The organism is Odoribacter sp. (genome assembly GCF_985060555.1).
Genome location: NZ_CFKYFN010000105.1, coordinates 1 through 22,253 on the forward strand (window position 1 = coordinate 1; position 22,253 = coordinate 22,253).

13 protein-coding genes and 2 tRNA genes are annotated in these 22,253 nt (G+C 44.5%); 7 read left to right on the top strand and 8 right to left on the bottom strand.

Translation table 11 applies throughout. The features are described from left to right. Positions 1-490: 490 nt before the first annotated feature. The 4 genes from AC5RDS_RS14150 to AC5RDS_RS14165 all read right to left on the bottom strand — a co-directional run bounded on the left by AC5RDS_RS14150 (position 491) and on the right by AC5RDS_RS14165 (position 4,916). A complete protein-coding gene (locus AC5RDS_RS14150; protein ID WP_022161111.1) occupies positions 491-1,594 on the bottom strand; it encodes an ROK family protein in 1,104 nt (367 codons plus the stop codon). 84 nt (positions 1,595-1,678) lie between these two features. Further along, entirely contained in the window at positions 1,679-4,489 is a 2,811-nt protein-coding gene (locus AC5RDS_RS14155; RefSeq protein WP_013612378.1) for a sensor histidine kinase, read from the bottom strand. 254 nt (positions 4,490-4,743) lie between these two features. Continuing rightward, positions 4,744-4,817: transfer RNA gene (locus AC5RDS_RS14160), tRNA-Asn, on the bottom strand. A 25-nt stretch (positions 4,818-4,842) separates the two neighbouring features. Beyond that, a tRNA-Asn gene (locus AC5RDS_RS14165) sits at positions 4,843-4,916 on the bottom strand. Positions 4,917-5,116: 200 nt separating this feature from the next. On the opposite strand from AC5RDS_RS14165, the gene AC5RDS_RS14170 reads away from it, so the two are divergent. The 6 genes from AC5RDS_RS14170 (at position 5,117) to AC5RDS_RS14195 (ending at position 16,394) form a co-directional block, all read left to right on the top strand. Further along, positions 5,117-6,205, top strand: a complete 1,089-nt coding sequence (locus AC5RDS_RS14170; protein WP_157741843.1) for a PorP/SprF family type IX secretion system membrane protein — start codon at positions 5,117-5,119, stop codon at positions 6,203-6,205. 36 nt (positions 6,206-6,241) lie between these two features. Next, positions 6,242-12,799: a PKD domain-containing protein gene (locus tag AC5RDS_RS14175; protein ID WP_494222378.1), complete on the top strand. Its 6,558-nt coding sequence runs from the start codon at positions 6,242-6,244 to the stop codon at positions 12,797-12,799. A gap of 55 nt (positions 12,800-12,854) precedes the next feature. Continuing rightward, positions 12,855-13,193 (top strand): hypothetical protein, encoded by a 339-nt coding sequence (locus tag AC5RDS_RS14180; protein ID WP_013612375.1) that lies wholly within the window; start codon positions 12,855-12,857, stop codon positions 13,191-13,193. A 123-nt stretch (positions 13,194-13,316) separates the two neighbouring features. After that, positions 13,317-13,991, top strand: coding sequence for a DUF2461 domain-containing protein (locus tag AC5RDS_RS14185; protein ID WP_118103482.1), 675 nt, complete (start codon positions 13,317-13,319; stop codon positions 13,989-13,991). Between the two features lie 50 nt (positions 13,992-14,041). Further along, a complete protein-coding gene (purD, locus tag AC5RDS_RS14190; RefSeq protein WP_494222379.1) occupies positions 14,042-15,346 on the top strand; it encodes a phosphoribosylamine--glycine ligase in 1,305 nt (434 codons plus the stop codon). Positions 15,347-15,458: 112 nt separating this feature from the next. After that, the gene (locus AC5RDS_RS14195) at positions 15,459-16,394 is read left to right on the top strand and encodes a DUF6427 family protein (RefSeq protein ID WP_494222380.1); all 936 of its coding nucleotides are present in this window, start codon (positions 15,459-15,461) and stop codon (positions 16,392-16,394) included. Between the two features lie 23 nt (positions 16,395-16,417). Here the strand turns inward: AC5RDS_RS14195 and AC5RDS_RS14200 are convergent, their stop codons facing one another. From AC5RDS_RS14200 to gldJ, 4 genes are all read right to left on the bottom strand, one after another. Continuing rightward, positions 16,418-17,752 (bottom strand): dihydroorotase, encoded by a 1,335-nt coding sequence (locus tag AC5RDS_RS14200; RefSeq protein WP_349175133.1) that lies wholly within the window; start codon positions 17,750-17,752, stop codon positions 16,418-16,420. Between the two features lie 2 nt (positions 17,753-17,754). Then, positions 17,755-18,489 carry a polyprenol monophosphomannose synthase gene (locus tag AC5RDS_RS14205; protein ID WP_118103474.1) on the bottom strand — a complete coding sequence of 245 codons (735 nt, stop codon included), beginning with the start codon at positions 18,487-18,489 and terminating at the stop codon, positions 17,755-17,757. 31 nt (positions 18,490-18,520) lie between these two features. Continuing rightward, entirely contained in the window at positions 18,521-19,807 is a 1,287-nt protein-coding gene (locus AC5RDS_RS14210; protein ID WP_013612369.1) for a UDP-N-acetylmuramoyl-tripeptide--D-alanyl-D-alanine ligase, read from the bottom strand. A 75-nt stretch (positions 19,808-19,882) separates the two neighbouring features. Beyond that, on the bottom strand, positions 19,883-21,403 hold the full coding sequence (gene gldJ / locus AC5RDS_RS14215; protein ID WP_118107064.1) for a gliding motility lipoprotein GldJ: 1,521 nt from the start codon (positions 21,401-21,403) through the stop codon (positions 19,883-19,885). Between the two features lie 212 nt (positions 21,404-21,615). On the opposite strand from gldJ, the gene ispF reads away from it, so the two are divergent. After that, positions 21,616-22,095, top strand: coding sequence for a 2-C-methyl-D-erythritol 2,4-cyclodiphosphate synthase (gene ispF / locus AC5RDS_RS14220; protein WP_013612367.1), 480 nt, complete (start codon positions 21,616-21,618; stop codon positions 22,093-22,095). Positions 22,096-22,253: the final 158 nt, after the last annotated feature.

Sequence of the window (22,253 nt, forward strand, 5' to 3'; positions counted from 1 at the left end):
AATGGCATATAAAGTGATTATACTCTATCAACTTTATATGCCATCTTACTTTTTAGGGACATTTACTGAATATCCCTACTGAGTTGCTGAGTTACTGAGTTGCTGAGTTACTGAGTTGCTGAGTTACTGAGTTGTTGAGTTATAGAGTTGAAAGAGTTGAAGGGGTATAGATGGTTGGATCAGAAGAATTTTTTAGATACTGATTATTTAATCCCAATAACAGAATGATTCAAATAATACTTAAATTTACCTTCCTTTCACAAATTTTCCCAGATCAACAGCATGGCAATTTAGTCATTCATCAACTCTTTTCAACTCAGTATCTCTTTCAACTCAATAACTCAGTAACTCAGTAACTCAGTAACTCAGCAACTCAGCAACTCAGTAACTCAGCAACTCAGTAACTCAGCAACTCAGTAACTCAGCAACTCAGCAACTCAGTAACTCAGCAACTCAGCAACTCAGCAACTCTTTTAACTCTCTCAACTCTTCACTCCTGTCTATCGATTTGTTGCAAAGCGAAGGCGTATGCTCCGAGTGAGATGGCACGGCTGGCACCCAGTTTTGAGATGGTGATACCGATGCGTTTCATAGGGTCGTAGACTACTGATTTATCGGTTCCGTATATTTTCAGTTCGCGGGACCCTCCTTTGGCAAATTCGACGAATTCATTGAAATCATCCAGGTCGTATACTTTAAACTGAAGCCGGCTAATGGTTTCACCGTTCATGCGTTGTAGTTGTCCCCTCATTTCTTTTAATAAAGCAGGCATGATATATTTACGGGCTGCGGTAATTCCGCCGCCGATGACGATCAGGCCGTCGATCAGTGTTGCTGCGGTTGCCATAGCATCTCCGGCGATTTCTCCGTAGTCTTCAAAAGTTTTTAGGACGGCTTCCCGATTCCCCTCCCGGGTCCCTTCTGCGATATCGAACATATCTTTGGGTTCGAGGTTGTGATCGGTATCTCCGGAATTTTTGGCATATTCACGTTTTAAAGCATGGATCGCCACACCATCTTCACAGATCACGTCGGGGTATTTTTTATTTCTCAGGCAGAAAGTCTCCACACAAGAGTTATCTCCGATGTGCATTTGTCCGTTGACGGTAAATCCGAATCCGAATCCGGTTCCCCAGGTATATCCCAATAAATTTTTATAGCGTTTGGCACTGTTCAGACGTTCCAGTTTGGAGTTGATTTCGGGCAATGCTCCGGCAAGTGCCTCCCCGTAAGCAAATAAATCTGCGTCGTTGTTGATAAATACAGGTATCCCGAATTTGTCTTCCAAAAAAGGACCGAGGGCAACCCCATCCCGGAAAGAAGGGAAGTTAGGCAGATAACCGCCGATGATTCCGTTGGGATAGTCGGCCGGACCGGGGAAAGCAAAGCTGATGGCTACCGGTTTTTCATCCAGAGCGTTGATTACTTCCCGAAATCCTCTTTCCAACGTTTCCAGGCATTGACCCAAATCATGTGAATTGGAAGGAAGAGAAATCGGTTTGATCACATCCTGATTGCCCCGGATAGCTCCGAAAACAAAATTAGTCCCTCCGGCATCGAGGGTAATTACTGTTCTTTTATCAGTTTGATACATTATACTTTTGTTTAAGTTTATAAATGAGATATAAAAATATAGTCTTATTGCACCTACTAAAACAGGTAAAATTACAAAAAATCTTTAATTTTCAGGATTATTCCGTTTTTTCTCTGTTTGAGTCAAGGAGATCGGATGGGTGAACCAAAAGCAAGACCCTTCGCCCTCTTTGGAGTTTACACCGATTTGTCCTCCCATTTGTTTTACCAGACTTTTGCAAATCGATAATCCTAAACCTGTACCTTGAACGAAAGTATTTAATTTGACGAAACGGTCGAATATGACTTTTTGTTTTTCTTCGGCAATGCCTTGGCCGGTATCACAGACATAGAGTTTGAGTTCATGATTCGGCAAGAGTTCATATCCCAGTGTAATCGTACCTTGTGAAGTAAATTTCAGCGCATTGTTGATGAAATTCGAGAGTACCTGAATCACCCTGTTTTTGTCACTGGTTATGTAATAAACCGGGGATTGTTCATCGAATATCAATTTGACTTGATGATTTTTAATCTTGATACTGTAAGACCGGACAATCTCATTGCAGAGTTGATAAACATTTACCCGGTCGTTGATAAATTTGAAAGTCCCTGCTTCAATTTTAGAAAGATCGAGGATATCTGAAATCAATTGTAGTAACAATTCATTATTTTCTTGTACAATCTTCAAATAACCGAAACGTTCTTCCCGGTCGTCCGACTCGGCCAACAAATCGGAGAAACCGACGATTGCATTTAGGGGTGTCCGGATTTCATGGCTCATGTTAGCGAGGAAAGCAGATTTCAAACGATCACTTTCTTCTGCCCGCTCTTTGGCTTCGATCAGGCGTTGTTCGGTTTCTTTCAATTCGGTGACATCATAATTGACACAGATCATGTCCAGCTTTTGGGGATCATCGTTCATTGTGTTACGGATTACATTGATCCGCGTCCATTTGTTGCCTTCGGCAGTGGTGATTCTCAAGTCTTTGAAAAAGCTTTCGATTACTCCGGCTTTCATTTGCTGGATGGACTTCAGGATATAATCCCGGTCTTCAGGGTGTACATGTTTGTATACACCGATGATTTCAGAGAGGGGCGTCGTTGCTTCTTCTCCCAGATTATAATACCATTGAGGGATCCCATAGCCGGTACGTGTCCAGATGTCGAATCTACAATATCCGATTTTGCCGAATTTGCTGACCATAGAGAACGAACTTTCGAATTCTGCCAGTTGGCTATATACTTGTGTGATTTCGGTATTGTCGATATTGATTAACAGGTAATTGATCAGATTTCCCTGAGAGTCGTAGAGTTCTGTTGCAGTTGTGTATATTTCAAGAAGACCGTTTTTCTTCGATGAATAATAATTTTTGATTGTAGAGAGAGGATATTTGATGCGGAAAGTAATGGCTTCTTTACGGCGCAACGCTTCGATAATATGTAAAGGAAGATTCGGATTTTCGAACAAATTGACTCCTAGTACCGTCTCTTTGTTAGCGATTCCGAAAATTTCCATATCTTTGGTATTCAGGTCTATCAGGAAACCGTTTTTGTCGTAAAGTTCAATTCCGGCCGGTAAATTGTCGTAAATATTACGCAGAATTTTTTCACTGCGGTCCAAAGCCTGATGAGTATTGAAAGTTTCCGTTATATCTGAAAACAGATAGATGACTTCGTCGGGACGGGTCATGTAGGAAATGAAATGAAAATATTTATTGATTCTGCTGACAAAATGGGTATCGTCCAGATAATCCTTGTTGGGTGACAGTGTTGTTAATTGGAGGAGATTGGATGAAAAATCCAAGCCTAGCGAGCTGGCCCGAAGACCGTTGAAGTTTGATTTTCCGGTGATTTTTTTAGCAGCCAGATTGGCGTCGGTAAACAACAGGTCTACGGGATTTTGTTGTTGATCGTAAAGAATCCGGGCACGTAGATAGCCCAATGGCATATGTTTGTATAGATTTTGCAGATAATCCCTTTCGGTTTGTGCCTCTTGCCGGGATTTTTGAAGCTCTATGTAAATATTGATGATATTGACCAGGGAAGTAAACCATTGACAATCTTCATCGCTCCACTGATGAAAATCTTCAACCACGTCGATTCCTACATATCCCCAAGCTCCCTGAGGAGACACCAGAGGTACGACGATAAGTGATTTTATCGATTGTAAAGCTAAAAATTCTTTTTCGGAAGCAGCTTCTTCCGGTAAGTCGTCCAGAGTGGATAAGACGATAGAATGTCCCGACATGATTTGTTCGGTCCACCAGACATTATCGGTGGTCGCCAGGTCGGTGATCAGTGTCTGTTCCTTCTCTATATTGTTATCTACTACTTCAAAAGTACAAGTCTGTGTTTTGATTTCGGAATCGTATTCGATGATATATGCCCGTCCTGCCTTGAATACCTGAAGAATATCCTGCAAGATTTTATTAATGATTTCGGATGTATTGTTGTTTTGCAGAAAAGACAGTAAGGTATATGAAATATTATTGAGCTGATACAAGAGATTATTTATCCTTAATGCAGCTGCTTGCTCGGATTTGGTCGTTTCCGGACTATCGACGATCTGTATCGAGCCTGTGATAATAGAATCGCCATGCGCATTTTTTTCCTGATGAAGTTTTTTGATATGAATCCAAATTTCTCCTTTCGGGCAAAGAATCGGGAAGGTCATATCGTAGACGTAAGGTTGTTCTAAAGTTGCGATTTCTTCACCGATCCGGAAACGGAAATCGGTACGGATCCTGTTCAGAAAATCTGCAAAAGACAATCGATCGGATGGTAAACCAGTCAATTCCATTATCTGTTTTGAAAAAAAATAGGTCTGGAGTCGGTAATCTGCTTTCCACCATCCAGTGCGAGTATCTGAGAGAATACGATTCATCAGTTCGTATTCTTCTAATGTAATTTCTGGCATTACTTTAAAACTTGTTTAATAATTCGAAGATGCGCACAATTAACAATAACGCACCAAATATAAACAATTGTAAGGAATTAGGGGGTTAAAATATGTAAAAGCGGGAACAATGGATAAAATGGAAAGAGGGGAAAGAATTTCAGCAGTTATAAGGGTTACAAGGGTTTCAAAAGTTTGAAAAAGGAACGCCGGGACGGACCTTTCGTCCCATTTTCGGAAAAAACTAAAAAAGCCACCTTAATAGTGGCTTTTTGCTCCTCAGGTAGGACTTGAACCTACGACCTACGGATTAACAGTCCGCCGCTCTAACCAACTGAGCTACTAAGGAATCACTTTTGAAGTAAAGAACTCCGCTCCTCAGGTAGGACTTGAACCTACGACCTACGGATTAACAGTCCGCCGCTCTAACCAACTGAGCTACTAAGGAATATTTCTCAAAAGCGATGCAAAGATATGGCTTTTTTTGAAAGTGACAAAATTTCATCAGAAAAAAAATGATTTTTTGTTTTTTTTACAAAGGAATAAATTAAAGTGATTAATTTGAAAGGAGTTGTAAAAAAGCTAAATTTGTCACGATTCATTATTCATGAAAAATTAATGTGTGTGGGTATTCGATTAATAATATCGGTGACATTTTTGTTACTGGTGGTGTCTGTCCGTTTACAGGCGCAGGATACGAAGGTATCTCATCCATTTATGTGGAAATCTTTTAATAATCCGGCCTATTCAGGTTTTGATGGATTAGCGGGTGTGAATATCGGTATGCAACGGTCATATTGGAGTAAGCCGTTGGATTTCAGGTCTTATTTTGTTTCGGCAGATTATGCCTTTCAGGAGAAAAGGACTTTCGGCTTGGGAGGTCTCTCTCTGTTTTATCAACGCGATCAGGAAAGTTCGGTGATGTATGTGACCCAGCTGTTTGCTGCCGCCTTGTCGGCCCGGGTGAAACTGTCACGTTCTACGGTGTTGCAGGTCGGTCTGCAACCTAGCCTATATTGTAAAAGCGTGGATCCCTCGAAGTTGACACTGGGAGATCAGTTCGATCCTTTTTACGGTCAGATTTTGGATATCTCCCCTGAGTTGATGAGTTTTTATGCCGATAAAGTGACGATATTCGATATGGCCGCCGGTATTTACGGTCAGACCGATTTCAATGTGGCCTGGCATGGGGTGGCTAGTTTGGAGTATGGGTTTTCTGTATATCATATCATAGAATCCACTCAGTCGTTTTTATCCGAACACGGGTCTGCTTCTTCCGAAGAAAATCTGTTGAATCGCCGGTATTCGGGATATGTTTCGTATGCACATCCTTTTGCTTTAGGGAATCAGATCAATACAGTGCTTTCTCCGTACGTAATGATCGATGTGCAGTCGGTTATGCGGAATTTACAATTCGGAGTTTGCTGGGAGGAAGAACGTTTCGGACTGATCGGTCTGGGGGTCCGGGGAGATCAATTCGAAGGATTGCAGGTAGGTACCTTGTTAGTACATTTAGGAGTGAATATTCCGGGAGGACGTGATTCCGGATGGAAGATCGGTTATACCTGTGAAGTCCCGACCCATCAAGGGACGATGTATCAAAATACCAGTCATTCTTTATCGTTGCATTGGTATTACAGGATAGTTCCCAAACGTTGCATCCAGCGTTTCGATAATTCGCCGAACAATAGTAAGAGAGCCAGAATGAAACGGAAGAATAAGGCTTTTCATTTTTAAAATCCGCCGATCACAGGCGAATAAAAAGGATCAGATATGAAAAATCAGAAAAAATGCAGAAAAGGGATATACCGCTTAGCTTTACTACTTACTGTTTTGTGCTCGGCAGTAGGTGGTTATGCCCAGACTCAGGACGATTTGAAATTGGTCGATCCCGGCGGGTTTAAGTTGTGTAATGGAGATGCTGTGAACGGACAAAAGTTGACGGTTTACAATCAATGTGTGCATGAGGGCTTCAAAAAAGGAACTTTTAAAGTAGATTGGGGAGATGGCTCTGCTGTCGAAGAATGGGGAACCGAAGAGACGATGGAGCATGTTTATAGGGAATTCAAAGTGTTTAAACTGAAATTTTCCTGGACTTCATCGGATGGCAGTAAAGTACTCGAAAAAAACTATGATGTACTTCGGCTGAATAAGCCGGATGTCGCATTGAAAGTGAATGAAAAAGGTACTTGTTACGGTATGGAGTCTGAAATAAAAATTATCGATTATGATAAACAGACTTCCGGTACCGTTTATGTCGTGAATTTCGGAGATGGGCGTGATACGACTTTAACACAGGCAGAGATGATGAAAACAATGGGATCGGTGAAACATACTTTTCAGACCGATAATTGCCCGATAACGGTGGAATTGGAGGCTCGGAACGAGTGTTCGGACTACATGTTACCTTTACAGACGACCGTGACAACGGCCGTGGTTATTCCCCCGGAAGCGGCTTTTGATTTCGTAGCCCCGGGGTGTACCGGTTATCCTGTTCAGGTAATAAACCGTACGATTGAAGGACGGGATGTTTACTGTAATACAATAGCAGAATATATCTGGAAATTTGGAGATAAACCTTCTGTGTTCGAAAAATATCCTCAGGTGATATTCGATACGCCGGGAGAATATGAAGTACGCTTGATCGCTTCTACAGGGGGGCTGGAATGTTCCAACGATACAATCGTAAAAGTGATCAGTGTGATACAATCGCCGGAAGTCGGTTTTACAGTCGATAGGGATACCGTCTGTTCGGGCGAAAGTGTTGTATTTACCGACCATTCTAAAGGGGAAAATCCACAGTATTATTGGAATGTTACCGGTAGGCAGACAAATGATTTTGTTTTTATAAACGGCACTAGCGAGAAGTCGGAGAATCCGGTCATTCAGTTCAACGGCTACGGGGAATACGTGGTTGCACTGACTTTGACAAACGAATGTCCTCAAAATGTAAAAGATACGACTATTATCGTACGGAAGGATCCCGAGATTGTGGAGGTTACCTGGCCGGTGTCTTTATGTCCTGATCTTGCTACGGGGAAAGCTTTGGTGAATTTGGAGAATTATTTCCGTCTCTATTGGAATGGAAACCCGAAAGAAGCAGTCTGGAAAATCGAACCTAAGGCAGGAATGACCGGTACGGTAGATTTTTTACCCGGTTATGAGGCGGATAAAGAATATCCGCAGGTTTATTTGCAGGCTGGTGCAACCTATGAGGTTTCCTTGACTTTGAAAGGAGCTTCGGTAGGCGGTGTGCTTTGTGGTGATCCCTCCAAGTTGACGATCCATAAAGAGTTGAAAATCGATGATCCTGCGATTACCGACAATATTGTTCCGACACCTGCCCCTGTCGGAGACAACATCTCGATTTGTGACGGCGAAACGGTTAGTTTTGAGAATCATTCCAACGGAGAGGGATTAGAACATTCTTGGACGATTAAGCCGATTACGACGGAATTATACGATCCGGCCTGGAATGTTGAATACCTGGCCGGTTCTCCGACTTCTGCCGGACCTCGGATCAGGTTCAATGGGTATGGAGACTTTGAAGTGACCGACTCGTTGTCTGTCCCTTGTAACTCGAAACGCATTTCTTTCCGGGTACATGTCAGGAAAGATCCGACTATTTTCTTGGCCGATTTTCCGACAGAAATCTGTCCCCGGGATGTATTGAATACGGAGTTGTGTATTTTTTACGAATGGTATAATCATGTGCCCGAAGCACATTGGGAGTTTACTCCGGATAGAGTGGACTTTGTGGACGGAACTTCGTCCGATTCGCCGGAGCCGAAGATTCATTTTCAGGAATCGGGAAAATATACCTATAAGGTCACTTTGCCGGAGGTGGGGTGTCCGGAAAAGGATGAGCATGGAGGTATTTTGACCCGGAAAGAATTGACCGGAGAATTGAAGGTCCGGATTTCAGGTTTGGATGTTACTGTCAAAGAGAAGGACAACCGGGATGAAGTATGCGAAGGTGGGATGCTTATCTTTACCAATTCGGCATCGGAAAAGGATCCTGAAAGTTTAGAGCTGGCTTATAACTGGGAAGTGACTATCCCGGAGACAGGGGAACCTCAGGGGGGAACGGCAGAGGATTGTGAGTTTCTAAAGGGGAATACGGAAAAGGTTGCTCCGATCACTTTTAAGAAATGGGGAACCTATGAAGTAACCGGTACGGTTTTCGGATTTTGTGATACCGTGTCGCGGACTTTACGAATCCGGGTGAAAAAAAATCCGGAAGTAGTATTGGAAGATACGGTTTCTTGTCCTGCCGGTTTTGTCCTTTCGGGTGATACTACGTTTGTATGGTATAATAATACCCCACAGGTAACCTGGCAGATTTATCGGCAGGACGGCACGGACCAGCCGGGAGATTATGAACTGGGTGCGGAGGGGTTGACGAGTCTGATTCCTCGGGTGGAATTTAAACGTCCCGGATATTATACGGTGAAAGCAACTTTACCTCATGCGGGATGTCCGGCTACCGATCCGATGGCTGAGGCGGTATACCATATTTATGATCCGGATGTTTACGGGGATATTGTCATAAAAACACCTGTTGCGGGAAATCCTTCGGTTGCCGATATTTGTGAGCAGGAAATTGTCGTTTTTGAAAATACAATGGAGGAAGAAGCCGGTGCGCTCAGCTGGGAATGGGAGGTGGTTAGCGACGTAGAGCAGGGATATGAATATATGCAGGACGGCCAGGTTATCGATCCGGCTGTGGGGAGCAGACAGAAGGCTCCTTCGATCCGGTTTACAAAATATGGGGAATACCGGGTGAGAGTAGCTACTCATAGTACGTGTAAATCGCCTGTGACAAAAGAGTTCAGGGTGGTGGTGCATGGTATCCCCGATATCGAATTGGCATCATATATGAAACGGGTCTGTGCCGGAGACGGTATTCCCGTGGAAATGTCCGATTATCTGAAATGGGTGGATACCCGGAATTCAGCCCTTACTTCGAAATGGACCATTACTCCGGAGGTGGGATGGTCCTGGAAAGGCGGAGATCGGGAAAATACCGATTTCCCGGGGATATTATTCAATGATAATGGGCATTATGAGCTTAAGCTCGAGGTTTTTTCGAAATGTGCGGATGAGGGAAAACAGGAGTTTCTGACCGAAGTCAATGTGCTCAGGACCGAACAGCAGGCTAGCTTTTCTGTAGGTAAAGATTCTGTCGGTTGTACGGATGATCCCGATCCGTTTGTGATTACCCTGAATAATCTTTCGGAGGGGGATTCCCTGGCTTATACCTGGACGGTTACACCTCAGCAGGGGGTAAGTTTTGCCGAGGGGGATACGAACAGTGAATCTCCGAAACTCTTGTTCTCGGAGCCGGGAGACTACGATGTACGGTTAGCGGTTTCCAACGGTTGTCATCACGACGACGATTCGGTATTCCGGATCAAGGCATTTGCCATTCCCCGGGTCAGGATCGGGGATATCGCAGATCAGTGTGAACCTTTTCATTTTATCGGGAGAGAGCGGGTAGAAGTCGATCAGCGGAACGACAAAATACAACAGGTACATTGGACGATCACTGCGAATCAAGGTTATGCTTCCGAGGGATATACACTGGTGAATGGAACGGATTTAAAATCTTATTATCCGGATATCGATTTCAAAACCTGTGATTATACCGTAGTCGCAGCATATAAAAATCGTTGTAAAACACCGGGACAGGCTGTTTTTCAGGTGAAGGTCGATAAATTTATTCCTGTGATCCCATTGCCGGATGATACGATCTGTGAACTGGCAGAGGCCCGGATTCTTCGTGCACAGCCGGAAGGGGGCTGGTGGACGTTGAAAGATCCTGCAATTCCCGAAGCGGCTGAAGTGTTGTATACCGAGCGGGGAAATAGTTATTTTTATCCGGGCTTCGATCCCTATGCGCAAAAAGATATCGGATTGGTGTATCATTACCGGAACGGGGCTTGTATCGCCCGGGATACGATGAATATGCGGATATGGCCCTTACCTTATGTAGAGGCCGGTGATTCTTTGAAGATGTGTCTGAACAACCCACCGGTGACTCTGGTGGGAAGAGATTCGGCAGCGGGGCAGGTATGGCAACCCAACAGAGGAGATTGGAAATCGGGTCAAGACGTGTTGGCGGGACATTTGTTTACTCCGACTGTTCCGGGGGATTTTCAATTGTTGTATTATTATACGGATAGCCGTGGGTGTATGAACCGGGATTCGGCGGTGATGCGGGTACATCCTTTGCCGTCGACCGATTTTACGGTGGCTCCTCGGAGTTGTATCCATACGGATGTGTTGTTTACACCCGCTCAGTCTGACGGGAATACATTCGAATGGATATTCGGCGACGATACGCCTCATGGGATATCGGACAACGAGATCCTGCATAGTTATGACATGTACGGTTATCGGGATGTTATTTGTATGGCTCAGTCGGTTTATGGATGCCGGGATACTTCCGAAGCTACCCGTATCGAGATTATTAATTTGCCGCCTCCACCTTTTTTCGATGTCGATACTTTACAGGGGTGTGCTCCTTTCGAAGTCCTCTTTACGGTCGATCCCGATACCTATAAGAGCGATCACAATTACCTGGCTTTTCATTGGGATTATGGTGATGGGACGAAGACCGACACCTTGATGCCTATCGTGCCGAAGCCTTATCCGGCCGGGAGCTGGGATACGACCTTTGTTGCCCGGATGACAGTAAGCAACGTTTGTGATACCGTGAGCTACGATACGACGATTACTGTATTCTCGGCTCCGAAAGTTTCTTTTGCTTTGATGCATGAATGGGAATGTTCGCCGGTATTTTTGGAATTGCAGAATACGACTACCGGAAATAATTGTGTATTCAACTGGACTTTTACCAATTCACGAACAGGAGAAGTGATCGGAGAAACGGATATCCGTAATCCGGAGCATGAATTTACGACAGATGAAGCCGCTACCAGCTATTTTATTACTTTACGGGCTGAGAATCGTTGTGATGTGGATGAGTATACCGATACCCTGCTTGTGAAACCCCGGCAGATCAGTGCTCATTTTACGCCTTTGGACAATCCTTACGCCTGTGTGAATCAGGAAATCTTATTCCGGAATAATTCTACGGACACCGTGTCTACAATCCTGAATACCTATTGGAATTTCGGGGACGGTAGTCGGGATACCGTCTGGAGCCCACGACATAAATACGATAAGCAAGGTACTTATCTGGTGAAACTGAAGATAGACAACGGCTGCGGGTGGGATACGATTTCTTCGCCTGTAATAATTTATCCTTTACCGCACTTGGAAATCAAAAGTGAAGATTATCTTTGTGAGGCGGATACATTTACCTTTGTCGTAAATTCAGATCAGGAACTGAAACAGGTAACCTGGAAATTGGGAGATGGACAGACAGGAAACAAGGATAGCCTGAGGTATGTGTACGAAGGATACGGTACCTTTCCGGTAACGGTTATCGGAGTTTCTGCCGAGATAAATCAGTGTACTGATTCGGTCATGAAGGAAGTGGTCGTTTATAACAAACCGATCCTGACGATCGAGCCGGTAGATACTATCCAATGTTCGCCTTATCTGTACCAGCCGGAGATTACAGGAGAGGCTTATCTGATGTGGGATTATGGGGATCGGTCGGGACTGACTTCGGCGAGGGAGCATTGGTATGTAAATGAATCCGATACGGTTCAGCGTTTCCGGGTGATGATATATGCCGAAACGGATAAGGGATGTAAATCGGAATACCTGCGGGGAGTGGTTGTTCCCAATAAACCCAGGGCGTTATTGGACAAAAAGGTGGAAAAAGGGAATCCTCAAAAAGTGACCTTTATCAATCTTTCGGAAGAATGTTCGGACTGTATCTGGAATTTACCTGATAAGGGGACCTTCCATGCTTTCGGCGATCAGACGGTGGAATTCGGGGAGCAGGGGATGTATCGGGCCGAACTAGTGGTAGAGAATGTATATGGATGCCGGGATACGGCGATTATGGAACATCGGGTATTGATCAAAGGATTGTATTTCCCGAATACTTTTATTCCGCATAGTCAGAATCCGAAGATCAACCGTTTTAACGGGATCGGGATGGGACTAGCCCGTTATAGGCTACAGATTTTCGATCAATACGGAAATAAGATTTGGGAAACCCGAGCCCTGGAAAACGGTCGGCCTTCGGAAGGCTGGGATGGCTGTAACCTCAAGGGCGAACGAATGCCGCAGGGAATGTATATCTGGCGTGCAGAAGCGATCTTCGGGGATGCCGAGGTCTGGACCGGAGATAATAATGAGTCGGGAGTTCCTGAAACGACGCAGGGGACGGTGTTGTTACTGAGAGAATAGGAAATCCGTTCCGGTAAATAATGGAAATTATAGTTTAACTTTTAAACGATAGAAGATGGATTATTTTAAAGAGGTTAACCTGGCAGTCACGATATGTGACAAAGAAGGGAAGATTTTGGAAATGAACGATAAGTCGCGTAAGACATTTTTAAAGCCCGGACAGGAGGATCTGATCGGTAAAAATGTGTTGGATTGCCATCCCGAGCCGGCTCATTCCCTGTTGGCCGATATGTTACAAAATCCCCGGACCAATGTCTATACTATCGAGAAGAAAGGGGTAAAAAAACTGATTTATCAGACGCCTTGGTATGTGGAAGGAGAGTTTATGGGGTTTATGGAGTTGTCGATGGAAATACCTTTCGAGATGAAACATTGCGTGAGGGGGGGGAAGTAAAAGGTTAAAAGTAAAAAGCTAAAGGCTAAAAGCTATAAGCTAAAGGCTAAAAGCTATAAGCTAAAGGCTGGGAGGCTAAAGGCTATAGGCTGATAAGTTTAAGCGAGAGAGAGGAGGAAAAAGATGAAAGGGTTGATTAGAGATATACTGACTTTTTTGCGGGAGTTACAGGAAAATAATGACCGGGAATGGTTTGCCGGTCAGAAACCCCGTTATCAGAAATTGAAAGAGGGGTTCGATGAATTGGTAGACCGATTGATTGCACAAACTGCGGTTTGGGATGAGGAGGTGAAGAATCTGAAAGCGAAGGATTGTGTATACCGGATTTACCGGGATATCCGCTTTTCGCCGGATAAGCGTCCTTATAAAGATCATTTTGCCGCTTATATCTGTGGTTGGCGGGGACGTAACAGCGGACGTTGTGGGTATTATATCCACCTCCAACCGGGGTGTTGTATGTTGGGCGGGGGGTGTTATTGTCCGGAACCGGCTTTGTTGAAACGGATCAGGCAGGATATCTATGAAAATATCGAAGAGTTTACTTCGATTATCCGGGAACCTGAATTTATTGCCGAATTTCCTGAATTGGATACCGATGATAAATTAAAGAAAGTTCCGGCTCCTTTCCCGGCCGATTTCCCGGAGGCCGATTTCCTAAAACATAAGCATTATGATGTGATGAGTGTAAAGCCGGAAGCCTGGTTCGAGAGCGACGATTTACTACAGAAAGTGGATGCAGTGTTTCGTAAAATGTACAAGTTTAACCGCTTTTTTAATTATACGATAGATAATCAGTAGTGAAGAGAGAAATCTTTATTATTTTTGCATAATAAAAAATAGATACTCATATGAAAGTCTTGTTATTGGGAAGCGGAGGGCGTGAACATGCGCTGGCGTGGAAAATAGTTCAAAGTCCGAAATTGGGAAAACTTTATGTGGCTCCGGGGAATGCAGGGACAGCCCAGTTGGCTGAAAATGTCAGTCTTGCAGTGACCGATTTCAGGGCTATCGGTGATTTTATTCAGGATAAACAGATCGATCTGCTCGTGGTAGGTCCTGAGGATCCGCTGGTGGAAGGAATACGTGATTTTCTGGAAGCCGATTCCCGTTTCGGGGGATTGATGATTGTGGGGCCCGGTAAGGACGGTGCTATTCTGGAAGGCAGTAAAGATTTTGCCAAACAATTTATGATCCGGCATGGTATTCCTACTGCGGGATATATGACGGTGACTCCCGATCGGGTGAAGGAAGGACAGCGGTTTTTAGCTACTCTTCGTCCGCCTTATGTACTGAAAGCCGATGGGTTGGCTGCCGGTAAGGGAGTGTTGATTCTTCCGGAATTGGAGGAAGCTCAGCGTGAACTGGAAGAGATGCTGGGTGGGAAGTTCGGCAAAGCGAGTAGCCGGGTGGTGATCGAAGAGTTTTTGCATGGAATAGAGATCTCTGTGTTTGCTATTACCGATGGTAAAGATTATAAAATATTGGGATCTGCCAAAGATTATAAGAGAGTAGGAGAAGGGGATACCGGATTGAATACCGGAGGAATGGGAGCTGTTTCGCCTGTGCCTTTTGCCGATGAAGAGTTTAACCGGAAGGTAGAGGAAAGAATTGTGCGCCCGACTGTCGAGGGCTTGAAGAAAGATGGAATCGACTACCGGGGATTTATCTTTTTCGGATTGATGAATAAGGGAGGAGACCCTGCTGTCATCGAATATAATGTCCGGATGGGAGATCCTGAGACCGAGGTGGTCATGCCCCGTCTGAAGACCGATATCCTCGAACTGTTCGAAGCGACGGCTTTGGGGAAACTGGCCGATTCGGCATTCGAACTGGACGAACGCTATTGCACGACGGTGATGTTGGTGGCCGGAGGATATCCCGGAAGTTATGAGAAGGGGAATGTGATTACCGGACTCGATGATATCGAAGGGAGTATTGTATTCCATGCCGGAACAAAAGAAGCTGATGGACAGATCCTGACTAATGGCGGACGGGTGATGGCTGTGAGCTCTTTCGGAACACAGATGGAACAGGCGCTGAAACAATCTTATGCTAACGTGGCAAGACTGTCTTTCAAAGATATGAGTTACCGTAGGGATATCGGGCAGGATTTGATAGAAGTAAAAGGTAAAAAGCTAGAGGCTATAAGCTAAAAGCTAGAGGCTATAAGCTAAAAGCTTGAGGTTAAAGGGGGAGAAGAAATAAATTGAATGATTGCGGGGAAATTCCGGTATGAATGAGTTTTTAAAATCCAGACGGTTATATATGCTTTTTGTATTGCCATTCCTTGTAATGGCAATCGCTTTTCTTAGTGGGTATTTCTCTCTGGAGTCTCTCCAATCGGTGCAGGTGAAGGGAGTCATCAATATGGCTTATATCAATCAGCTGGATAAATCCTGGGTATCGGCAATCGGCTTTGTCATGGTGTTGGGGGTGGCCTATCTGATCTTTTTTCTGAGTGAACGGTTTAAATTGCTGGGACAAACGACGACCTTGCCTTCACTTATTTATATCCTGCTGACGTCGGGCATTATGGTCAATATCGGTTTTGACTACCTCCTGATCGCTGTTTTTATCGTGACGGTCGCTGTATGGAAATTGCAGATGGCGATCAATGATACGAAAAGTAATGGTGCACTGTATGATTTCGGTTTTCTAATCGCCCTGTCCGTTGCTATTTATCCGAAGTTTATCCTGTCGATCGCTTGGGCTTTCGGGGTCTTGTTCTTTTCGGGCCGTTCTACCTTGAAGGATATTGTGGCTTTGTGGTTGGGAATTCTGACGCCGGTTCTGTTTATTGCTTTTTATTATTTCTGGACGGATCGTTTGGAATTGTTGCCGGCTATTTTTACGGATAACCTGATGGTCGGTGAACATATACATCGTCTGCCTGTAATCGATCTGGTGCGGCTGGGGATGATCGTATTGGTGCTGATCATTGCTTTGACAAACCTGTCGGCCCGTTATTCCCTGATGATCGTCAATCAGCGGCGTGGCATTCTTTCGCTGGTATCTATGATGGTATTCCTGTCCTTGACGTTTGTGATTATTCCCGGCAATTATTATGATTTTATGTATATGTTTGCCGTCCCTCTTTCTTTTTTATATGCCCAGTATTTTATTTGCTGCCGGACCGCTTTATTCAGCAATCTGGTGTTTGTATTACTATTGTCTGCCTGTTTTCTGACGTATTTGGTTTAATTGTTTACATCCGATGCGGGTATTTACCGTTTAAAAGTGAGTCGTTCGCCTGTACGGTCGGTATAAAAATCTCCTTTATCGTATACGACATGTCCGTTTACCAGCGTCGTTTGTACTTTATAGGTGAACGTTTGGTTTTCCAGGGGCGACCAGCCACATTGATAGAGAATATTTTCTTTCGTTACCGTCCAGGGGGCTTTCCGGAAAATACAAAGATCGGCCTGATAGCCTTCGCGGATAAATCCCCGGTTTTCGATTCGAAACAATTCGGCGGGGGCATGGCACATGCCTTCGACTATTTTTTCCATAGAGATCATTCTGCGTTCGGCTAATTCCAACATTACCGTCAAAGAGTGTTGGACCATAGGGCCACCGCTGGCGGCTTTGGTGTATGGACCGTTTTTTTCGGACAGGGTATGGGGGGCGTGGTCAGTTGCGATCACATCGATGACGCCCTGATTCACTGCTTCCAAAAGGGCCTGGCGATCGGCTTCGGTTTTGATGGCCGGATTCCATTTCACGAAATTCCCTTTGGTCAGATAAGCCTCGTCGTTGAACCAAAGATGATGTACACAAGCCTCGCCGGTGATTTTTTTCTCCAACCGGTTTCCGCTATCGAGCAGAGTCAACTCGTCGGCAGTACTCAAATGCAGAATATGCAAGCGGCTATTGTATTTCCGGGCCAATGAAGCGGCCAAGGCGGAGCTTTTCAGACAAGCCTCACGGCTACGGATAAGCGGATGATATTGTGGTGGAATATCGTCTCCGTATTTTGCTTTGTAAAGAGCTAAATTATGGTTGATGATGGGCGTATCCTCACAATGGGTGGCAATCAGCAAAGGCGACTCTGCAAACAAACGTTCCAAAGCCGGAATACTATCTATCAACATATTTCCCGTCGAGGAACCCATAAAAGCTTTTATACCGCAAGTGGTACGGGGATCGACACGTTTTATTTCACCGATATTATCCCTTGTTGCTCCCAGATAAAAAGAATAGTTGACTAATGAAGTCCTGCCGGCAATCTCCTGTTTCTCTTCCAGCAATTGCAAGGTAGTGGTTGGCGGCACGACATTGGGCATATCCATAAAAGAAGTAACACCTCCGGCGGCAGCGGCACGGCTTCCTTCCCCGATGTTTCCTTTATGGGTCAGTCCGGGTTCCCGAAAATGCACCTGATCGTCGATTACCCCCGGAATAACGAAACAATGACTGGCATCGATTACCTGAGCTTCCTGAAGCAGTGTTTCCGGTGCCTGAGCCAGGATTTGGGTAATCTTTCCCCCTTCGATGACCAGATCGGCCTGAAATTGCCGGTCTTCGTTGATGATAGTACCTCCTTGAATTACCTTTTTCATTTCTAATCTTTCCGTGGTTTTATTTTTCCGAACAGGGCCCGTATTTTCATGGTGATGACCCCGAAGACGGCTTCTTTGATAATGCCTTTACTCATTTTTGAAGTACCTAATGTACGGTCTGTAAAAATAATAGGTACTTCCTGCAACCGGAATTTCAGTGTCGAAGCAGTGAATTTCATCTCGATCTGGAAAGCATAACCTTTAAAACGGATCTTGTCCAGATTGATTGTTTCCAATACTTTCCGGGTATAACAGACAAAACCGGCTGTGGCATCATGTACTTTCATTCCGGTAATGATTTTTACATATTTTGAAGCAAAAAAGGACAATAACACCCGGCTCATCGGCCAATTGACCACATTGACTCCCGTTACATAACGCGAACCGATCGACAGGTCGGCCCCTTGCACACAAGCCTCGTAGAGCCTCACCAGATCCCGGGGATTATGTGAAAAGTCTGCATCCATTTCAAAGATGTAATCGTACCGATGTTCCAAAGCCCATTTAAAACCTGTGATATAGGCGGTTCCCAGTCCTAACTTACCTTTACGTTCGATGATATGGAGATTTGTGAACTCTTTTTGCAGTGTTTTTACGATTCCCGCTGTTCCATCCGGCGAATTATCTTCGATAATCAGAATATCGAAAGCGGGTTTTAAAGAAAATACGCAACGGATAATGTTTTCGATATTTTCTTTTTCATTATAAGTCGGAATGATGACTAATCTATCGTTCACAATATATGATTTTATATTCTATTTATCAGATTTACAGATATTCAACGATCCTTTCCAGCTTATTACCCCGTGAACCTTTTATGAAAATAAAAGAGTCGTTTAATGGGTGCGATTTCAGGTATTCCATGAACGATTCTGTATCTTTAAACCAGGTGATAAAGTTACATTTATCAGCGCAATGTTCAAAATTATTCCCGATGAGAAATATCCGGTCGAAATTTCCTTGCTGCGTTAAGCGGACGATCTCTTCATGAGCTGCAGCATTTTCTGTGCCAAGTTCGAGCATTTCTCCTAAAATGACCACTTTATGCTCTCCGGGCATCTCGCAAAAATTGCCTACGGATGCACGCATGCTGCTCGGATTGGCGTTGTAAGCGTCCAGGATGATAGTGTTACGGCCGGAACGGATCAGCTGGGAACGCAGGTTGGAAGGCCTGTAATTTTCGATAGCGGTTTGGATATCCAGGGGATCGATGCCGAAATGCATACCTATGGCCGAAGCAGCCATAGCGTTGTCAAAGTTATAACCTCCTACCAGGTGGGTTTTGACATATAAATCCCCTTTCCGGGTTTTCAGCGAATAGACCAGATAGGGGACGGTTTGTTTGATTTCACCTTTGAGTAAATCTCCTTCTTGTCCATAAGTGTAGCGTTTGTGGTCACGGCTGAGTTGCATCAGCAGCGGATCACCGGTATTGACAAATACTGGTCCGTTTTTCGGTAAAAGATAGTCGTAGAGGGCTTTTTTGGTTGCGATAATATTTTCGTAGCTACCGAAACCTTCCAGGTGGGCATGGCCGATATTGGTGATAATCCCGAAATCGGGATCGGCAATTTCACAGAGCGTTTTGATTTCACCCGGATGGTTGGCTCCCATTTCTACGATACCGAATTCGGTGGTTTCGTCCATACTGAGCAAGGTGAGGGGGACACCGATGTGGTTGTTGAAATTCCCCTGAGTGGCGAAAGTCTTGAATTTTTTCGATAATACGGCATGGCAGAGCTCTTTAGTTGTGGTCTTACCGTTGGTACCCGTAATACCCAGAATCGGAATGTGCAATTGTTGTCTGTGATAATGAGCCAGTTGTTGCAGGAAAAGAAGACTATCTGCAACTAATTCGCAACCCGGCGATAGGTAATCGGCATTATCGATAATGGCTAAGGCGGCTCCCTGTTCAAGGGCTGCTGCGGCATATCGGTTCCCGTCGAAGTTTTCACCTTTCAAGGCGATAAAAATATCTCCCCGGATAATTTGCCGGGAGTCGGTGGTTATCCGGTGACCCCGGATAGCGGGATATAATTTTTCGATCGTTGTCATAAGCTGATGAAAAAAGAAAGGTTGCCGCTGGAATGAATGCTACGACAACCTTTTGTTGGGTTAATAATTTAAGAACTATTTCTGCGATACTTTATTTTTCTTGCCGCCGGTAGCATTCCCGACATGACTCATGGCACAGCGGAAACCGATGTCGTTACTGGATCGCTTCTGATTCATATAGCGCCGGCTACCCGGGTTCAGCCAATAGGCCCGGTCTTTCCAGGATCCTCCTTTATATACCCGGGCTTCATCATCGATCAGGGTGGTGATTTCCCCTTTTCCGTCGTTGTAATACATATCGTGAGTACCCCGGTCGTTTTCTGTGTTACGCCAGTCGATATCTCCGGAAATCCGTGATTTCAAATCTCCGTCGTTGAAATTACGGTTGTCGGCTGTACGGTAGTTTTCGCGGTTTGCCAGTTCGGCATCTGTCTGATTCCGGTAACGCATCCGTCCCAGACTGTCTTTGGGGGCTGCTGTGCCATCCTCGTTCAGTACCGGCGATTGAAATACATTACCCCGGTAGGGATTGAATTCCGCCATATCCTGGAAAGATAAAGTCCGGTATACATCGGCTACCCATTCGTTGACGTTACCTGCCATGTCGTATAAACCGAAATCGTTCGGCCAGAATGATCTGACCGGTGAGGTGTAGTCCCAGCCGTCGTTGGCCGAGCCCGCAACGCCCATATAATCGCCTTTCCCTCTGGTAAAATTAGCCATCATCCGTCCCCGGTGTTTTTTTTCGGCATATCTCACCCACGAACCGTCCCAGGGATAGATTCGGGAGTTGGATATTCTTTCGTCTTGGGTATTACCGATCAAACCGTAAGCGGCATATTCCCATTCTGCTTCTGTCGGCAGGCGATACTCCGGGAGCAATAATCCGTCTTCCCACCTTACCGGACGTCTTTCTTTACTCAGGCCTTTGTAGTTCTTTCTTACCGTACCGGTATATTGTCCTGTCGTATAAGCTTCTGTATTGAAGTTATTTTCATCTTTTTGATTATCAGGATCCTGGGTCAGGATTTTTTTGTCGATCAGGATTTGTTCGTTTACCCTGTCGGTACGCCATACACAGTAGTCCGTTGCTTGTTCCCAGCTAACCCCGACTACCGGATACTCTGCATAAGCTGGAAAACGGAGGTAATTTTTCACCATCGGTTCGTTGTAACCCAACTGGTCACGCCACACCAGGGTATCGGGTAATGCCTTTTGGTATACTTCGGGATAGGTGGTATATACCCGTCGTAACCAGGTCAGATATTCCAGCCAGTCGATGTTACGGACTTCGGTTTCGTCCATATAAAAAGAAGCGATACTTACTCTTTTGGGCGTATTGTTCCAGTCGCCCATGACATCTTCCTGGGTACGTCCCATAACGAAAGTTCCTCCCGGAATGAATACAAGTCCGGGGCCTGTTTTTTGTGCTTTTACATTATTGTACTCGATCCCCCCGTTTTTACTGTCGTTGTATGTCCAGCCTGTGGTAGAAGATTTTTTCTTTCCGAAAATGCCTTTTATTTTCTGACAGGATGTGGCAGAAAACACAAGCAGACAACACGTTGCAAAAACAAAAAATCCATTATTTCTCATCTGTGGAATGTCTTTAGCAAATAGTTATGGTTGATTATAAAACACACGTCGTAATTAATCCACAAATATAGATAAATAAAGTTTTAGATGAAAATGAAATGATTGTATTTTTTCTTCAAAAGCTGTAAAATACCTTGCTCACTCTTCACTACCTTTGTAATTTATTGATAATTTTGCAAGGATAACTCCATATGGAGGATAAAGAATGACCTATGAAAATTAAAACTGGAATTGGAATCGATGTTCATCGGCTGGAGGCTGGTAGAGAGTTTTGGCTGGGAGGTATAAAGATCGGACATGAGAAAGGATGCGTTGCCCATTCGGACGGCGATGTGTTGATACATGCTATTTGCGATGCTCTGTTGGGAGCTACCGGCTTGGGAGATATCGGACAGCATTTCCCGGATACCTGTCCGGCTTATAAAGGGATCGATAGTAAGCTCCTGTTGCAAAAAACGAAAGCCTTGATCGATCACCGGGGATATGCGATCAGTAATATCGATAGTGTCGTTTGTCTGCAACGTCCCAAAATCCGACCGTTTATCGATGATATGCGGCATTGCCTGGCTGAAATCCTGGAACTGGATGTCGACGATCTTTCGATCAAAGCGACAACTACCGAACAACTGGGCTTCGAAGGCCGCGAAGAAGGGGTGTCGGCCTATGCTACGGTGTTGGTATACAAACTTTGAAAGGAAATAGCTTGATTGTATTTGTATTTTCCTGATTTTATCCCTTGTTATAATTTTATAACAAGGGATTTTTTTGTTTCTATGATTTAAGATGATGAATATTTTAAAAATAAAATTAATTTTCTTGAATTATGCAAGCAAAATTTTATTCCTTCAAC